General features: G+C 55.6%; 11 protein-coding genes, 4 tRNA genes and 1 pseudogene. 4 read left to right on the top strand and 12 right to left on the bottom strand.

Annotated features, from left to right (window positions below; all coding sequences use genetic code 11):
* Positions 1 to 117: 117 nt before the first annotated feature.
* Positions 118 to 2,676 carry a class I adenylate cyclase gene (locus ACR8BF_RS18015; RefSeq protein ID WP_179899016.1) on the bottom strand — a complete coding sequence of 853 codons (2,559 nt, stop codon included), beginning with the start codon at positions 2,674 to 2,676 and terminating at the stop codon, positions 118 to 120.
* A gap of 317 nt (positions 2,677 to 2,993) precedes the next feature.
* On the opposite strand from ACR8BF_RS18015, the gene hemC reads away from it, so the two are divergent.
* Genes hemC through hemY form a run of 4 tightly spaced genes read left to right on the top strand, consistent with a single transcriptional unit; the run spans position 2,994 to position 7,018 of the window.
* Positions 2,994 to 3,935 carry a hydroxymethylbilane synthase gene (gene hemC / locus ACR8BF_RS18020; RefSeq protein ID WP_179899015.1) on the top strand — a complete coding sequence of 314 codons (942 nt, stop codon included), beginning with the start codon at positions 2,994 to 2,996 and terminating at the stop codon, positions 3,933 to 3,935.
* Positions 3,932 to 4,660 (top strand): uroporphyrinogen-III synthase, encoded by a 729-nt coding sequence (gene hemD, locus ACR8BF_RS18025; protein ID WP_434745362.1) that lies wholly within the window; start codon positions 3,932 to 3,934, stop codon positions 4,658 to 4,660. Before hemC ends, hemD begins: the two co-directional genes overlap by 4 nt.
* Before the next feature lie 25 nt (positions 4,661 to 4,685).
* Complete coding sequence (gene hemX, locus ACR8BF_RS18030) at positions 4,686 to 5,819, top strand: uroporphyrinogen-III C-methyltransferase (RefSeq protein WP_292985036.1); 1,134 nt, start codon at positions 4,686 to 4,688, stop codon at positions 5,817 to 5,819.
* A gap of 2 nt (positions 5,820 to 5,821) precedes the next feature.
* Positions 5,822 to 7,018 carry a protoheme IX biogenesis protein HemY gene (hemY, locus tag ACR8BF_RS18035; protein ID WP_179899012.1) on the top strand — a complete coding sequence of 399 codons (1,197 nt, stop codon included), beginning with the start codon at positions 5,822 to 5,824 and terminating at the stop codon, positions 7,016 to 7,018.
* Positions 7,019 to 7,770: 752 nt separating this feature from the next.
* On the opposite strand, the gene ACR8BF_RS18040 is transcribed toward hemY, so the two are convergent.
* The 11 genes and pseudogenes from ACR8BF_RS18040 to ACR8BF_RS18090 all read right to left on the bottom strand — a co-directional run.
* Positions 7,771 to 7,847: transfer RNA gene (locus ACR8BF_RS18040), tRNA-Pro, on the bottom strand.
* 20 nt (positions 7,848 to 7,867) lie between these two features.
* A tRNA-Leu gene (locus ACR8BF_RS18045) sits at positions 7,868 to 7,954 on the bottom strand.
* 16 nt (positions 7,955 to 7,970) lie between these two features.
* Positions 7,971 to 8,046: transfer RNA gene (locus ACR8BF_RS18050), tRNA-His, on the bottom strand.
* A gap of 98 nt (positions 8,047 to 8,144) precedes the next feature.
* Positions 8,145 to 8,221: transfer RNA gene (locus ACR8BF_RS18055), tRNA-Arg, on the bottom strand.
* Between the two features lie 158 nt (positions 8,222 to 8,379).
* Entirely contained in the window at positions 8,380 to 9,120 is a 741-nt protein-coding gene (wecG, locus tag ACR8BF_RS18060; protein WP_313701275.1) for a lipopolysaccharide N-acetylmannosaminouronosyltransferase, read from the bottom strand.
* Positions 9,121 to 9,144: 24 nt separating this feature from the next.
* The gene (gene wzyE / locus ACR8BF_RS18065) at positions 9,145 to 10,488 is read right to left on the bottom strand and encodes an ECA oligosaccharide polymerase (protein WP_434745363.1); all 1,344 of its coding nucleotides are present in this window, start codon (positions 10,486 to 10,488) and stop codon (positions 9,145 to 9,147) included.
* Positions 10,485 to 11,552 (bottom strand): TDP-N-acetylfucosamine:lipid II N-acetylfucosaminyltransferase, encoded by a 1,068-nt coding sequence (locus ACR8BF_RS18070; protein WP_434745364.1) that lies wholly within the window; start codon positions 11,550 to 11,552, stop codon positions 10,485 to 10,487. The genes wzyE and ACR8BF_RS18070 overlap by 4 nt, the downstream gene beginning before the upstream one ends.
* Positions 11,549 to 12,799 carry a lipid III flippase WzxE gene (wzxE, locus tag ACR8BF_RS18075; protein ID WP_313701269.1) on the bottom strand — a complete coding sequence of 417 codons (1,251 nt, stop codon included), beginning with the start codon at positions 12,797 to 12,799 and terminating at the stop codon, positions 11,549 to 11,551. The genes ACR8BF_RS18070 and wzxE overlap by 4 nt, the downstream gene beginning before the upstream one ends.
* On the bottom strand, positions 12,799 to 13,929 hold the full coding sequence (rffA, locus tag ACR8BF_RS18080; RefSeq protein ID WP_179899007.1) for a dTDP-4-amino-4,6-dideoxygalactose transaminase: 1,131 nt from the start codon (positions 13,927 to 13,929) through the stop codon (positions 12,799 to 12,801). The genes wzxE and rffA overlap by 1 nt, the downstream gene beginning before the upstream one ends.
* Positions 13,916 to 14,623: a dTDP-4-amino-4,6-dideoxy-D-galactose acyltransferase gene (gene rffC, locus ACR8BF_RS18085; protein ID WP_179899006.1), complete on the bottom strand. Its 708-nt coding sequence runs from the start codon at positions 14,621 to 14,623 to the stop codon at positions 13,916 to 13,918. The genes rffA and rffC overlap by 14 nt, the downstream gene beginning before the upstream one ends.
* A pseudogene (locus tag ACR8BF_RS18090) lies at positions 14,601 to 14,720 on the bottom strand (glucose-1-phosphate thymidylyltransferase 2 RmlA2); the annotation flags it as partial. The gene rffC and the pseudogene ACR8BF_RS18090, both read right to left, overlap by 23 nt.
* Positions 14,721 to 14,776 lie beyond the last annotated feature (56 nt).

Genomic DNA, 14,776 nt, shown 5'->3' on the forward strand with positions numbered 1-14,776 from the left:
TGCTTATCATCGCAGTTGAAGGTGGAAAAGCAACAGGAAATCCCCGCTAATAGCGTGAACCGGGTGACAAGCCAGAAAGATAGCGGCTACCTGCAGAACGCAGGCAGCCCGTCAGCATCAATGCACCTGATAGCGCGGTTGATAGTCGCCGTTGTCGTTGTCAGGCTGCGTCGTACACAGCTGCGTCAGCGTCTGACTACGGAACGGAATGACCTGGAAGCGCTCACCCGTGTTCACAATCTGATAGAACTGCGGCAGGTTGAAGTTGATAAAGCTCGACCCATAGGTAAAGCGATCGTGTGATGAAGAGTAGAAACGGCTGACGTCGCGCACCAGCTCCTCCTTGCTGCCTTCACAGTGATGATAGACCTCAACCCGATTAGTCTCATCGAGAATATAGATATTGAAGCCGCGCTCATCTGTAGTGTTTTCAAAGAAGAACTGAATAATGCCTTCGCTGGCATAGCCGTTGACCACCGGTGGCAGTGGCGTCTGGTTCGTTTCGACCTTGATCGACAATCCGTGCAGTTTGTTGTTAGAAATCGCGCCATAAAATTCCACCGCGTTTTCCAGTTTCTGCACTGAGACACTCATGCGTTCAAAGAACAGGCCCCAGGTTTCGCCTGCCATGCGCAGCGCTTTAAAGCGGCCTGGCTCCTGACGTGTGCTGGAGAGACGGAGCTCAATGCACTCTGAGACCAGCTGCTGCACGCGCGTGCGGATCAGGCCGCGCAGATGCTGGCTGTAACAGAACACTTCCACCGTATCCGGCGGTGCGGCATCCTGATGCATCTTGCCGAGAATGGTTTTCAGCCCTTCGATCATTGCCTGTTCACCGCTGAAGTGCAGTGTACGCACCTCATTCCAGGAGTTGCGATAGAGCAGATCGATGCTGCCAATCAGACACTGCTGCTGCTGGCCAAAGCTAAAGACATCCAGCTTGCGGAAGTCGAAGTGCACCACCTGATTGCGGAAGGCTGCCGTCGGGTCATGCTCAAGGTTAACAATAATCGCCAGGTGGCGTATTTCGCACGGGCTGTAGAGCGCTTTTGGAGTCGGCGAAGGCAGACGCAGCGGGAAGTGGCTGGAAACATCGTTAACCAGCTCCTGCAGACGCGCCAGATCGCAAATCTCATTGCCTTTAATATGCAGCCGGGTTTTGCGGGTCAGCAGGCCATTGAACCACGCCCACGCCACCAGCTTGTTCAGGTAGCGGTTATATTCCAGCGGCTGATGGCTGATGATCGAGTTCATATCCGGTGCCTGGTTGTAGAGATACCAGCCGGAACGGTTGGCACGGCCAGGCGGCACATGAATAAAGGTCAGATTCGGTTCAGAGAGATCGGGCGAAATCTGCGGATTTACCAGCGTCACTTTGCCCGGCAGCGCTTCAAATGCGGCATACAGTTTACGGGTCAACACACCGATATCCTGCGGGCTGGCGCTGACGCTTAAGTTATTGCGACGGGCAAAGCGGATCAGGTTGCGATAGCTCTGCATCATCGCATCCAGCAATTCGTTATGGGCTTCACGTACCCGCTCGATTTTCCACTCGGCACGGTTGTCCAGAATAGCAATCTTCTCTTCGTTCCAGCCCCACTCTTTTACCAGCTGCGATAAAATTTCACGACGCCAGCCGGTGCGATGCTGATGATCTTCGGTGCTGAGCTTTTCACACACTTTGAGATAGAAACAGCGACGCACCAGGTCAAGGCGCGGCTGATCGTCAACGCTGGTCAGGTAGTGCGTCACGCGCTCCAGCATCATGCAATAAGGATCCAGTCCAAAGCAGATGATTTCACCGTCGTGCAGGCGCTGTTTGATATCCATCGCCAGCAGCTGCGTGTTCGGGTATTCCCAGCTGTAGGCTTCCAGCAGCAGCGTTTTCAGCACGGCTTTATAAGGCGAGTCGATGCTTTTATAGAGCTGCCACAGGCTGGCACCGAAATACTCTTCGGCTGATAGCGTGCCGAGGCCGCCCAGATCGAGCCACTCATTAGGCGTCAGCACGCCTTTGGCGTACAGCGACATCACATAGTCGTCGTAATGATGCTCTTCTTCGCCAGGCACCATATTCCACAGGATGCGTTTGCCCGCCATACGAACCGCGGTACGATAAAACTCATCCAGCAGTAAAATGTGTTGGGTTGAGCCGCAATCTTCACCGCCCAGGCTGCCGCTTTCATTGTGACGGAAGCGGTTCTCATCAATCAGGAAGAAACTGACTTCCACGCCCATTGAAACGCACCACTTTTGCAGCAGCGTGCATTTGCGCTGCAGATTCAGGCGCTCTTCATTATCAAGCCAGGATTGATGGCAGACCCAGATATCGAGATCCGAGACGCTGTTCTGGCCGACCGAGGAGGTACTGCCCATGGAATAGATCGCCGTGATCGGCATTTCGCCTTTCGGCGCATCAGCGTGGCGCAGGTCGCTGTCGCCGGTAAGATCGGCCAGCAACTGGCGCTGATTTTCATCAGGCGTGTAGAAGCTGATGCCATGTGGAACGCTACCTTCAAGGTAACCCGGCATCTGAGGATGTTGATAATGTAATAAGGTTGGCAGCAGACTGTAGACGCGCTGGAAAGCGGGTCCCATGGCAGCCAGCGCACGATCAACGCGCAGCTGGTTAATTGCATCCAGTCTCTGTTTCAGTGTCTCAATGTAGAGGTACAAGACGTTTCGCCTGATTGTCCCAGTGTTTAAGCACCCTGTTTCCACGCTCTGCCGCTTATTAAAGTAAAAAAGTGGGCAGATAATTGCTGGAAACGTGATCAATCTAACACTCGCCAGATTGACCGTAAAGAAAGTTGCGCTACTTAACAGTTTAGCACGTTCTTACCAGCTTCCCGCCTTTTCAGCACTGGTTCCCACGTTATGGCTTGATAAACCGGGCCTGAAACCACGCGCAGGCCGTTTTCAATCCGTTGAAACTGACAGTATTCACCCAGAGATGATAGGATATTCAGTGAACGATAAAAATGGTTAACAGCATGTTAGACAAAATTTTCAGAATTGCTACAAGACAAAGCCCGCTCGCATTATGGCAGGCACATTATGTACAGCAACGCCTCATGAGTGCCCATCCGGGATTGCGCGTTGAGCTGGTGCCTATGGTCACGAAAGGTGACATTATCCTTGATACGCCGCTGGCAAAAGTGGGCGGCAAAGGACTGTTTGTCAAAGAGCTTGAGCTGGCGATGCAGGATGGCCGTGCCGATATGGCCGTGCACTCAATGAAGGATGTGCCGGTCAGTTTTCCTGAAGGTCTGGGCCTGGTGACCATCTGTGAGCGCGATGATCCGCGCGATGCGTTCGTTTCTCATCATTATGACTCTATTGACGCGCTGCCACAGGGTGCCATTGTTGGCACATCCAGTCTGCGTCGTCAGTGCCAGATTAGCGCGCGCCGTCCGGATCTGGTTATCCGCTCGCTGAGAGGCAACGTGGGCACCCGCCTCGGCAAGCTTGATGCCGGTGAGTATGACGCGATTATTCTTGCCGTCGCCGGGCTGAAACGTCTGGGACTGGAAGACCGCATTCGACAGGCAATGCCTGCCGAAGTTTCCCTGCCTGCCGTGGGTCAGGGTGCAGTTGGCATTGAATGCCGTCTGGACGATAGCGTCTTAATTAACCTGTTACGGGCGCTGAATCACGACGACACCGAAGTCTGTGTCAGAGCGGAACGCGCTATGAATACCCGCTTAGAGGGCGGCTGCCAGGTGCCCATCGGCAGTTTCGCGGTGCTGGAAGGCGATGACCTCTGGCTGCGCGGCATGGTCGGCGCACCGGATGGCCAGGTGATGGTCAGCGGCGAACGTCGTGGTCCACGCGCGCAGGCAGAACAGATGGGCATTTCACTGGCCGATGAGCTGCTGAATGGCGGCGCCCGTGAAATCCTGAAAGAAGTTTACCAGGGGCAGCCGCCGACATGACCATCCTGGTGACGCGCCCGGAACCCGCAGCGGCAGAGCTGGTGTCACGCCTGCATGCCCTTGGCAAACAGGCGTGGAGCCTGCCGCTGATTGAGTTTTCGCCGGGCGCGACCCTCGCCTCTCTGCCCCAGAAGCTCGCCGGACTTCGTGCTGGTGACCTCGTCTTTATCCTTTCTCAGCAGGTTATTCACTACGCACAGCACGCGATCAAAGCATGGCCTACTGAGCTGGACTATTATGCAATTGGTCGTAGCACCGCGCTGGCGTTTCACACCGTCAGCGGACAGCAGGTGACCTGGCCTCATGCTCATGAAACCAGTGAGGAATTGATCAAAATAAACACGCTTCAGCAGATTGCCGGTAAGCGTGCGTTGATCCTGCGTGGCGATCCCGGTCGCGAATTACTGGCAGAGACATTAACCCGGCGAGGTGCTGAGGTTACGTTTGCTGCCTGTTACCAGCGCTGCCAGAAGCATTATGATGGGCCAGTCGAAGGCCGCCGATGGCGCAATCGCGGTGTCTCTGTGCTGGTGGTGACCAGCGGTGAAATGTTACAACAGCTCTTTTCGCTCTTCCCCGCAGTTGATCGCGAGGAATGGCTGCTCCACTGCCGGCTGATTGTCGTCAGTGAACGTTTGGCTACCCTGGCCGCTGGATTAGGTTGGCAGGATATTCAGGTAGCCGATGGTGCCGATAACGATGCGCTGCTGCGCGCGTTACGCTGAACTTTAACAATGGGATGTGCCACATATGACGGAACAAAAAGACTCCTCCGCCATGGTTGAAGAAACCACCCCAGCGGTCGACCGCTCTCCTTCCAGCAACAGCACACCAGCGCGTAATGCGAAAAATGGTGGCATGGTGTTGGGAGCCGTTGCGATTGTCATTGCGCTGGCGATTGGTGCGGGTTTATACCTTAACGGGAAACATCAGGCTGATTTACAGGCACAAACCAATCAGAAGCTGAGCGATCAATTAAGCGCGTTGCAACAGCAGGCCAGCAGCGATAAGCAGCAGCTGACACAGCAACTGAGTGGCGCTGAAACCGCGTTGCAGACTGCCCAACAGCAGCAGAGCGCATCAGCAAAAGAGCTGGAAACCCTGCGTGAAAAAGTGGCCGTCATCTCTGGTAACGACGTGCGCAGCTGGTTATTGGCACAGGCGGACTATCTGGTGAAACTGGCGGGCCGTAAACTCTGGAGCGATCAGGATGTCACGACCGCCGCTGCACTGCTGAAAAGCGCCGATGCCAGCCTGGCCGATATGAATGATCCCAGCGTGATGAATGTGCGTCGTGCGCTGACTCAGGATATCAGCAACCTCTCTTCCGTCACGCAGGTCGACTACGACGGCGTGATCCTCAAGCTGAATCAGTTGTCGAACAACGTCGATAATCTGCGTCTGGCCGATAACGACAGCGATGATGCGCCGATGGACAGCGATGGCGGCGAACTCTCAGGTTCCGTGCGCGAATGGCGTCAGAACCTGGTGAAAAGCTGGCATAACTTTATGGATGATTTTATTACTATCCGCCGCCGCGATAACACCGCACAACCGCTGCTGGCACCGAATCAGGATGTTTACCTGCGTGAGAATATCCGCTCGCGTCTGCTGATTGCTGCTCAGGCCGTACCGCGCCATCAGGATGAGATTTATAAACAATCGATCGACACCGTGTCCGCCTGGGTGCGCGCCTGGTACGACACCAATGATGCCGCCACTAAAGCCTTCCTTGCTCAGCTGGATGAGCTGAGCCAGCAGAATATCAATATGGATCTGCCGGATAACCTGGAAAGTCAGCCATTGCTGGAACAGCTGATGCAAACCCGCGTGCGGAACCTGTTAGCGCAACCGTCTGCCGCTGCTAATCAGCAGGGAGGCTAAGCATGCTTAAGGTATTTATCCTCTTTATCCTGCTGATTGCGGGCGTCGTGCTGGGACCCATGATTGCCGGTCATCAGGGCTATGTGTTGATTCAGACCGATAACTGGAATATCGAAACCAGCGTTACCGGCCTGGTGATTATCCTCATCCTGAGCCTGCTGGTGATTCTGGCCGTGGAATGGCTGCTGCGCCGCGTGCTGCATACCGGAGCACGTACCCGTGGCTGGTTTACCGGACGTAAACGCCGCCGCGCCCAGCGTCATACCCAGTCGGCGCTGATGAAGCTGGCAGAAGGCGACCACCGTCAGGTGGAAAAACTGCTCTCTAAAGATGCCGATCACGCCGATGTGCCGGTAGCCAACTATCTGCTGGCAGCCGAAGCCGCCCAGCAGCGTGGTGATGAAATTCGTGCCAATCAGCATCTTGAGCGTGCTGCTGAGCTGTCGGAAAGCAACACCATCCCCGTGGAAATTGCCCGCGCACGTATTCAGCTGGCCCGTAACGAAGATCACGCTGCACGTCACAGCATTGACCGATTGCTGGAAGTCGCTCCGCGTCACCCTGAAGTGCTGCGCCTGGCCGAACAGGCTTATGTCCGCACTGGCGCCTGGAGTGCACTACTGGATATTCTGCCTGCTATGCAGAAGTCACAGGTTGGCGATGAACTGCATCGCGATGCATTACAGCAGCAGGCCTGGCTGGGTCTGATGAATCAGGCGATGGCAGACCAGGGCAGTGATGGCCTGAAGCGCTGGTGGAGCACGCTGAGCCGCAAGACCCGTCAGGATACGACCCTGCAGGTAGCTATGGCGGATCATCTGATTGAGTGCAACGATCACGACACCGCGCAGTCGATCGTACTGGATGGACTCAAACGTCATTATGACGATCGTCTGGTGTTGTTGATGCCTCGCATCAAAAGCGGTAATCCGGAAGCGCTGGAGAAGGCATTACGCCAGCAGATCAAACAACATGGCGCAACGCCGTTGCTGCACAGTACGCTGGGACAGTTGCTGATGCGTCATGGCGAATGGCAGCAGGCGGCTGACGCGCTGCAGCAGGCGCTGGCACAGCGTCCGGATGCCTTCGATTATGCGTGGCTGGCAGATGTGTATGATCGCCTGCATCGTCCGGAAGAGGCCGCGAAAATGCGCCGTGAAGGATTGCTGCTGACGCTGAAGAATAATCCTAACGTCTGATATTTCAGACAGGATAAAGCCGGGCTCGCCCGGCTTTTTTGTGCCTGCAATCTGCCAACCTGTTTTTGCAGGCAAAAAAAACACCTGCCATTGGCAGGTGTAAGATCAGGTCGGTAAGACAACCGGGAGGTACCTGACTCAACGTGGTGTCTGTTAACCCTGTAAGACTTACGCGATACAGGCAGGCAGACAACAGGTACCTAAAATTGGCTCTGCATCATTCCCAGGTTTATGTCGCATCAGCAAACATAAGAGGTGGAATGAGCATCTACAGCAGAAGTATTGCACAAGCCGTGCCAGGTTAAGGTTTATTTTTAAAGTTACTATAAATCAACAGCTTAAGTTGATCGCTAAATCTTTCTTCAGCGACTTACGGCAGAAAGTGTCGGTATCAGGTGACAGTAGGCATTTTCTCTGTCTCTGAATGGAGACAGCAAGGTCGGTTTCTCTGTTAACTCAACAATAACAATGACTTATTTGTCGGCAATTCACGACGCTGTCGCTCCTGCTCGTATTGCGAACGGAATCAAAGCATCGTAACTCTGGTTACAATGGATAAGCTCACAAGCTGCCCGCGCTCACCGCTGTACGGCTTCAGGGAGCATAGGCCTTCCCGATCTGACTGTGTTTTCTAAGCAGGTTCGCACTGATAGCAACGCTATCTGGCTGTGCCCGGCCCAGCCTCCTTCGGCGGTCCCTATCCTCTTTCTGCAGACGAAAAAAAACCTGTCTTTTCAGACAGGTTTCTAAAATGGTCGGCGAGAGAGGATTCGAACCTCCGACCCACTGGTCCCAAACCAGTTGCGCTACCAAGCTGCGCTACTCGCCGATTTTTTTAACTGTTTTGCCTGGTGCGAAGAGAGGGACTTGAACCCTCACGTCCGTTAAGACACTAACACCTGAAGCTAGCGCGTCTACCAATTCCGCCACCTTCGCGTTTCCCAGCAAAATCTGGGGTGGCTAATGGGACTCGAACCCACGACAACTGGAATCACAATCCAGGGCTCTACCAACTGAGCTATAGCCACCACAATACTTAATGTCACAAGTTTAAAACCTGCAGCATTTAAATCTCTACTGCCAACCGCGGTAAATCAACCACCGAAGCTCATGCGCACAAACGATATGGCGCGCCCGACAGGATTCGAACCTGAGACCTCTGCCTCCGGAGGGCAGCGCTCTATCCAGCTGAGCTACGGGCGCGTAGCGCCGTTGCGGATGTGCATACTAGAGATAAGCGCCCACTGTGTCTAGTGCTTTTTAAATAAAAAGACGCGTTTGATTACGCTTTGTGCACTTTCTCGACAAATAGTGCATTTCCTCACTCACAACGCCTAAAAATGCGGCATTTATCAGCAATATCAGAGATCGCCGCGCCAGTGGTAGCGCAAATATTTAAGCAGTTTTAATTGCCTGCGCAGGCGGCTCGGCTGTCGAATCAGACGATAGAGCCATTCCAGCCCCAGTCGCTGCCAGATTTTAGGGGCGCGCTTCACATGGCCGGTGAAAACATCGTACGTTCCGCCCACGCCCATATAGAGCGCTTCAGGCCAGTGCGCACGGCACGCCAGCATCAGCAGCTCCTGACGTGGCGATCCCAGCGCTACGGTCACCAGCTTCGCGCCGCTGGCTGCAATTCGGGCAAACAGTGCATCCTGATCGGCTGGCGCAAAATAGCCATCCTGCGCCCCGACAATATTCACATTCCACTGTCGGCGTAACTTATTACAGGTCTCATCCAGCACCTGCTGACGGCCGCCGATTAGAAACACCGGCGTCCCTTCCCGCCCGGCGCGCTCCATCAGCGCTTCCCATAAATCTGCACCCGCAATGCGCTGCACTGACGCCTGCGGATACTTTTTACGAATCGAACGCACAATGCTGATGCCATCGGCGTAGGCATATTCCGCCTGCGCCAACAGCGTGCGTAATCCCTCATCCCGCTCAGCGGTCAGGATTTTCTCCGCATTAATAGCGACTAAAATACCGCTGCGAACGCGCTGCGGCGGCATCAGAAAATTTACCGCCGACGGCATGTTTTCGAAGCCATACAAATCAACGCCGCGAATACGGTACTGCGGCGTCTCAGTTAACGTTGTCATATCTCTCGTCAGTCCAGAGGTTAATCAGAACGGGCTGTGCAAAACCCGCCTGCTGCGGTCGCGAACTAAGCCTGCGCGATCAAGAAACCAGAAAAGTAATTTAGCCATGCCCAGGCAGGCAGCAAAAATGATACAGAAAAACACCACGCGAGAACCGAACGCATCAAGACCTTCGCGAGCCAGTACGATCATGTTAAACACCGCGCCAAAACAGAAGCTTTGCAGGATGGCGCCCGTGTACCGGTTGGTTTCAAGGCAGCCACGCTGGTAGATCGCATCAAAGGCTTTAATAATCATCCCTACCGCAACGGCCCCGAGTGGAATTGCCCAGACGCCGCCCATCACCACCAGTGACCCGATTAGTGTGGGTGAAATCGCCAGACCAGAATGGTTGTTCAGCACGTCCCAGGTGAAGTAGTTCGCACTGTTTAATACCGCCAGTGGCCGATCCGGCCAGAGCCAGGATGGAATGAAAACGTAGAAATCACGCCACAGCGGTGCCAGCCCCTGAAACTCAATGCGGGCGTAGTTATCCAGCAGCAGGGCGAGATTCTCCCACGGCGAGAAAGTATCACGCGTCAGATAGAGGAAGGTATAAAACGCTTCATCACCCATTACGTCGAGGTTATAGCGGCGCAGCGCCAGCCAGAACATCCCCGCAATCGCCAGTACGCCCGCTGTTGCCAGCATCCACAATGTGATCCAGCCACGGGTAATCCCGATGAACAGGAACAGGGCAAACGCAATAATGATATTGGCGCGGGTGCCGCCCACCAGTGCGTAGGTCAGCAAACCAAAGGCAACCGTCACCACCAGGAACAGCAGCCAGTTGCGGCGCGTCGGACTCAAAAAGTAGGGAATCAGCATCGCCGGGATAAAGAAATAGAAGAAGCGCTTGAGCGCCACACCCGACACTTCGCTGGAGAAAATCTGGTTATAGGCGGTCAGACGGAACAGCAGAAAACCGTTGTGAATGAAGAACACCGTCACGGTTCCCAGCGCCACCAGCGCCAGAATTATACAGGTCAGGTGGGTTTCAACCCGATTCATCTGCAGCCAGGGCTTCGCAGGAGGCGCACTGGCAGGTTTCAGACGCACTTTATAACTGACGTAATAAATGGCGTAAAACGCCGTCGCCGACAGCAGCGCCTCCAGCAGATTCTCCACCGGCACAACCTCAACATTAAAGCGAAACACCAGCACGGAGGTCAGTGGGAAGCCGAAATAAAAGGTCAGTAAGAACAGCAGCGTGAAGAAGAGATGGAAGTTAAAACGGACGCGCTTAAACTCTCGCCAGGTCAGCGTCAGAATAAAAACCAGCGACAGCAGATAGACCACCAGCAGGCCACCAAACTGCATCAGACTCATGACAATTCCCCTTCGCTGAGCTGTAACGCTGCCCGCCAGCCTGCCAGATAAGCCGGCGCAAAAAAGGCGATTGCCTGTTTATCACAGCGCATCAGTTGACGGCGAGCCTCGGCGATCACTGCGGGCGACAGCGTGTCTTCGCTGAACAATACCGGAAGCTGCTGTTCTGCTACATCATGCCAGAACGGATTTTTGCGGGTCAGTATAAACGGCACGTTGGCCTGGATCAGCAGACAGAGTGTTCCCACCCCCTGCTGACGCTCAAACATAAAATAGCCGACATGGCAGCGCGCCAGCAGCGCTAAGTAATCATCAAAGGCCAGATTTTCCCGCATCAGATTCACCTGTCCGTTCGGGAAGAGTGCCTCTGCTGCGGACTGAATCTGGCTGATGTAAGCCTCATTGCCTGGCGGATAGCCTAGCGGCACCTCGATACGCACCTGCTCGCCAAACTGCGCGTGAATCGCTTTTAAGCCTTCGATGTGCCGGTTACTCGGATCGCCCGAGTTGCCCAGCAGCACCGTAAACGGCTCTGACGGCGCAGACTCAACGGCGGTGGCGGGCATTCGGGTCGGGAAATAAAGCAGTGAACCGGGAACGCGGCGATGACGCTGCTGGTAATGATGCAGGTCGCCACGGGTCGCGAAAACCTGTGCAACACGCCCCTGCGCTATACGACGAACCAGATAGAACAGGCGAAACTTCAGGCTGCGCGAATCTTCATAGAGATCGGCGCCCCAGACATGCCAGAAAAGCTGTGAACGGCGCAGCCTGCCGCTGAGTAATGCCAGCCAGATCCACGGATTAAACTGACCGTGACAGAAAAAACGCTGCTGACGATTTCTGGCTCGCTGCAGCAGCGCCTGCGACAGCGCTTTCTTGCTGGTGAAGCACTCGATCTGCAACGCACTGAACGGAGCAAGGCTCTCAGGCCGCTGGGTCACCACCATAAAATGACGTGGCGAAGCCACAGGCTGCTCAACGCTAAGTACATCGTTGAAAAAGCGCAGCACCGTAAGATTGTGGTGGGGGATGTCCGATCCTAAAACGTGAATTAAAGTCATTTTTTCCGGCAGTAAACAATAAAAGCGCCACAGCACAAGGTGAAGTAAGCCATATAGGTAAACATATAGGCCTGCGCCGCACCCGTCGCGCCCTGTAACGGGATCAACCAGCGTGAGAACAGGGTCAGCAACAGAAACTGGCTGATCTCAGTCAGAACATAAAAGCGCAGTGAGGCTTTGGCGATAACCAGATATCCGAAAACATAGGCACCGACTTTAAAAACATCGCCGCACAGCTGCCAGACAAAGAGATCGCGCATCCCACGAAATGCCTCAGAGAACAGCAGGCTGATGGCGAAATCCCGCAGCACCCAGACGCCAAAGCTGGCAACCGCCACGGCAGGCAGTACAAAGCGCAATGCACGGCCAATCTCACGCGCGATGTCGCGTTTATTGTCGAGCCGCGCCAGCGTCGGCAGCAGCCAGACGCTAAACGTCGCGGTAATAAACTGCAGATAGGCATCGGAAATGCTGGTGACGCCCTGCCACAATCCGACCTGCGCCCATCCTTCCTGCTCTGCCAGCAGGTTACGCATCAACACCCAAGCGACCGGCAGGGTCACGGCCGTGATCAATGCCATCAGGGTATATTTTGCCAGATTGCGTGCCAGCTCAGGATGCCATTGCGGGCGCAGCCAGCTCAGCGGCAGAGGCGCGCGACGTTTCAGCATCATCAGCGCAGGCGGCAGCAGCAAGGCTGGCACCAGCGCGAGGCCAATCAGCGCTCCCTGATAACCCCCCAGCCACCAGCAGAGTACATAGCCCGCCACGCCAGTCAGGCTGCCGAGAATCAGTGCCAGCGCATTACCGCGCGCGTCGCGGTAGCCCTTTAGCAGCGCCAGGGTAAAGTTGGCCCAGGCGATACCGAGCTGAAGAAAGGCGACGACGCGGATGACACCCTGATAGCGGTCGTGGCCAAACAGCGCGGTGCTGACCGGTGCTGCCGCCAGCAGAAACAGCAGCGCCAGCACGCCAGAAAAGCCCAGCACCATGGTCGATGCCGTGCCCACCATCGCCCGCAATTGACCGGGCTGCTGCTGATACTGCGCCACATAGGTAGTAACGCCGTTAAAAATGCCCGCGCCCGCCAGCACACCCAGCACGGTGATCAACTGACGGAAGTTCCCCGCCTGGCCGACCCCCTCAGGTCCGAAGCTGACCGCCAGCAACTTGACCACCAGCAGACCGGCCACAATTTTTACCAGCGTAGACGATGCGGTCCACACTGAGGCTCTGGCTAATGACATCAGGAAAAGAAGCTCAGCAGTGAGCTGATAACCGTGCTCTGGTTATTGTCGGACAGGTTATAAAACAGCGGCAGGCGCAGCAGACGTTCACTTTCCTGCGTGGTATAGCGGTCGTCGCCGACAAACTGCGAGAAACGCTCACCAGCTGGCGAACTGTGCAGCGGAATATAGTGGAACACCGTCAGTATCTCGGCTTCTTTCATCCAGTTGATCAGCGCCTGGCGATCGTCCTGATCGCGCAGTTTGATGTAAAACATGTGCGCATTATGTTCACAGCTGGCGGGGATCACCGGCAGGCTGATTCGACCCTGAGCCGCCAGCGGCTGGAGTGCCTCATAATAGCGCTGCCAGATGCGTAACCGCTGCTGGTTGATGCGCTCAGCGGCTTCCAGCTGCGCCCAGAGGTAGGCCGCCTGCAGATCGGCCATCAGGTAGCTCGACCCCATATCGCGCCAGGTATATTTATCGACCTGACCCCGGAAGAACTGGCTGCGGTTAGTGCCTTTTTCCCGCACAATCTCGGCGCGCTCGACCAGGCCGGCGTCGTTGATGAGTGTCGCGCCACCTTCGCCACCGGCAGTGTAGTTTTTGGTTTCGTGGAAACTGAAGCAGCCAATGTGACCGATGGTGCCAAGCGCGCGCCCTTTGTAGCGTGACATTACCCCCTGCGCTGCATCTTCAATCACAAACAGGTTATGCCTGGCCGCCAGCGCCATAATGGTGTCCATTTCACAGGCCACGCCTGCGTAATGCACCGGCACGATGGCGCGGGTTTTTTCAGTGATGGCGGCTTCGATTAGCGTTTCATCAATGTTCATAGTGTCCGGGCGCACATCGACAAACACGATGCGCGCGCCGCGCAGTACAAAGGCGTTGGCGGTTGAGACAAAGGTGTAGCTCGGCATAATGACTTCATCGCCAGGCTGCAGATCGATTAACAGCGCCGCCATCTCCAGCGAAGCGGTACATGAAGGCGTCAACAGCACTTTTTTGCTGCCAAAACGCTGCTCCATCCACTGCTGACAGCGACGGGTAAATCCGCCGTCGCCGCACAGCTTGCCGCTGTTCATCGCCGACTGCATATACTCGATTTCTGTGCCCACAATCGGGGGCGCATTAAATGGAATCATGACCTTTCCTGTAAAACCAGTAGGCAGTGCTGTCGAGCCGGGCACCGCTGCGTAAATAGAGGCGCATCGCCGTGAGATTACTGAGCTGTGTAGCAACCCGAAGCTGAGCCAGCTGTCGTACCCGCGCCCAGTCCGCCGCCGCCAGCAGCAGTCGCTGACCCAGTCCCTGGCCCTGTGCGTCAGGCAGCACGCCCAGCAGACCAATGCGGGCATCGCCGTCCACCGCGCGCAGCGACACAAATCCCTGCAGCTGACCGGTGGCGTCACTGGCTACCAGGCACTGATCGTCAAACGTTCCACGCACCGCATTCTCAATCCACTGCGCATAGAAGCGTCCGCTGGCGTCTGGCGCATACCAGGGCGCGCGAAAACGGCTCTGGCTGAAAAGCTGCGACGCTGCATCGCGCAGTAGCGGGATTTGTGCTTCACGCGCAATGCGAATCCCCGCCTGCCGCTCCGTCTCTTTAACCGCCAGCGTCAGGTCTGCTTCGCCTTCAGCCAGCTGGAACTGATGCTGTTGCAGCGTATCAATCAGCGCCGTCTCACTGGCCGCGACTTTCATCTGCATCAGCGCACAGGGATGATGCAGTGCCTGTTCCAGCGGCATATCACCCTGCGGCTCCAGCCGCACAGTCTCAACACCGAAGAATGCGCTTTCCCAGCTTAGGGGATTAATACTGACGTGGACGGGCATGTAATAAATCCAGCAGGTATTGGCCGTAGCCGGTTATTGTCAGCGCTTTACCGGCGGCACGCAGCTTGTCATCACTGAGCCAGCTGTTACGCCAGGAGCCGATCATGCCAGCCGTCTAAGCGGTAAAACGCACCAGAGCCGAGCCGATAAAAC

The sequence above is a fragment of the Candidatus Pantoea rara genome (assembly GCF_051136265.1).
GTDB lineage: Bacteria > Pseudomonadota > Gammaproteobacteria > Enterobacterales > Enterobacteriaceae > Pantoea > Pantoea rara.

Coding starts and splice junctions, on each gene's coding strand:
- wzyE (WP_434745363.1), bottom strand. CDS start 10,488: ATGAGTCTGATGCAGTTTGGTGGCCTGCTGGTGGTCTATCTGCTGTCG.
- rffA (WP_179899007.1), bottom strand. CDS start 13,929: ATGATTCCATTTAATGCGCCCCCGATTGTGGGCACAGAAATCGAGTAT.
- hemX (WP_292985036.1), top strand. CDS start 4,686: ATGACGGAACAAAAAGACTCCTCCGCCATGGTTGAAGAAACCACCCCA.
- hemY (WP_179899012.1), top strand. CDS start 5,822: ATGCTTAAGGTATTTATCCTCTTTATCCTGCTGATTGCGGGCGTCGTG.
- hemC (WP_179899015.1), top strand. CDS start 2,994: ATGTTAGACAAAATTTTCAGAATTGCTACAAGACAAAGCCCGCTCGCA.
- ACR8BF_RS18070 (WP_434745364.1), bottom strand. CDS start 11,552: ATGACTTTAATTCACGTTTTAGGATCGGACATCCCCCACCACAATCTT.
- hemD (WP_434745362.1), top strand. CDS start 3,932: ATGACCATCCTGGTGACGCGCCCGGAACCCGCAGCGGCAGAGCTGGTG.
- rffC (WP_179899006.1), bottom strand. CDS start 14,623: ATGCCCGTCCACGTCAGTATTAATCCCCTAAGCTGGGAAAGCGCATTC.
- wecG (WP_313701275.1), bottom strand. CDS start 9,120: ATGACAACGTTAACTGAGACGCCGCAGTACCGTATTCGCGGCGTTGAT.
- wzxE (WP_313701269.1), bottom strand. CDS start 12,799: ATGTCATTAGCCAGAGCCTCAGTGTGGACCGCATCGTCTACGCTGGTA.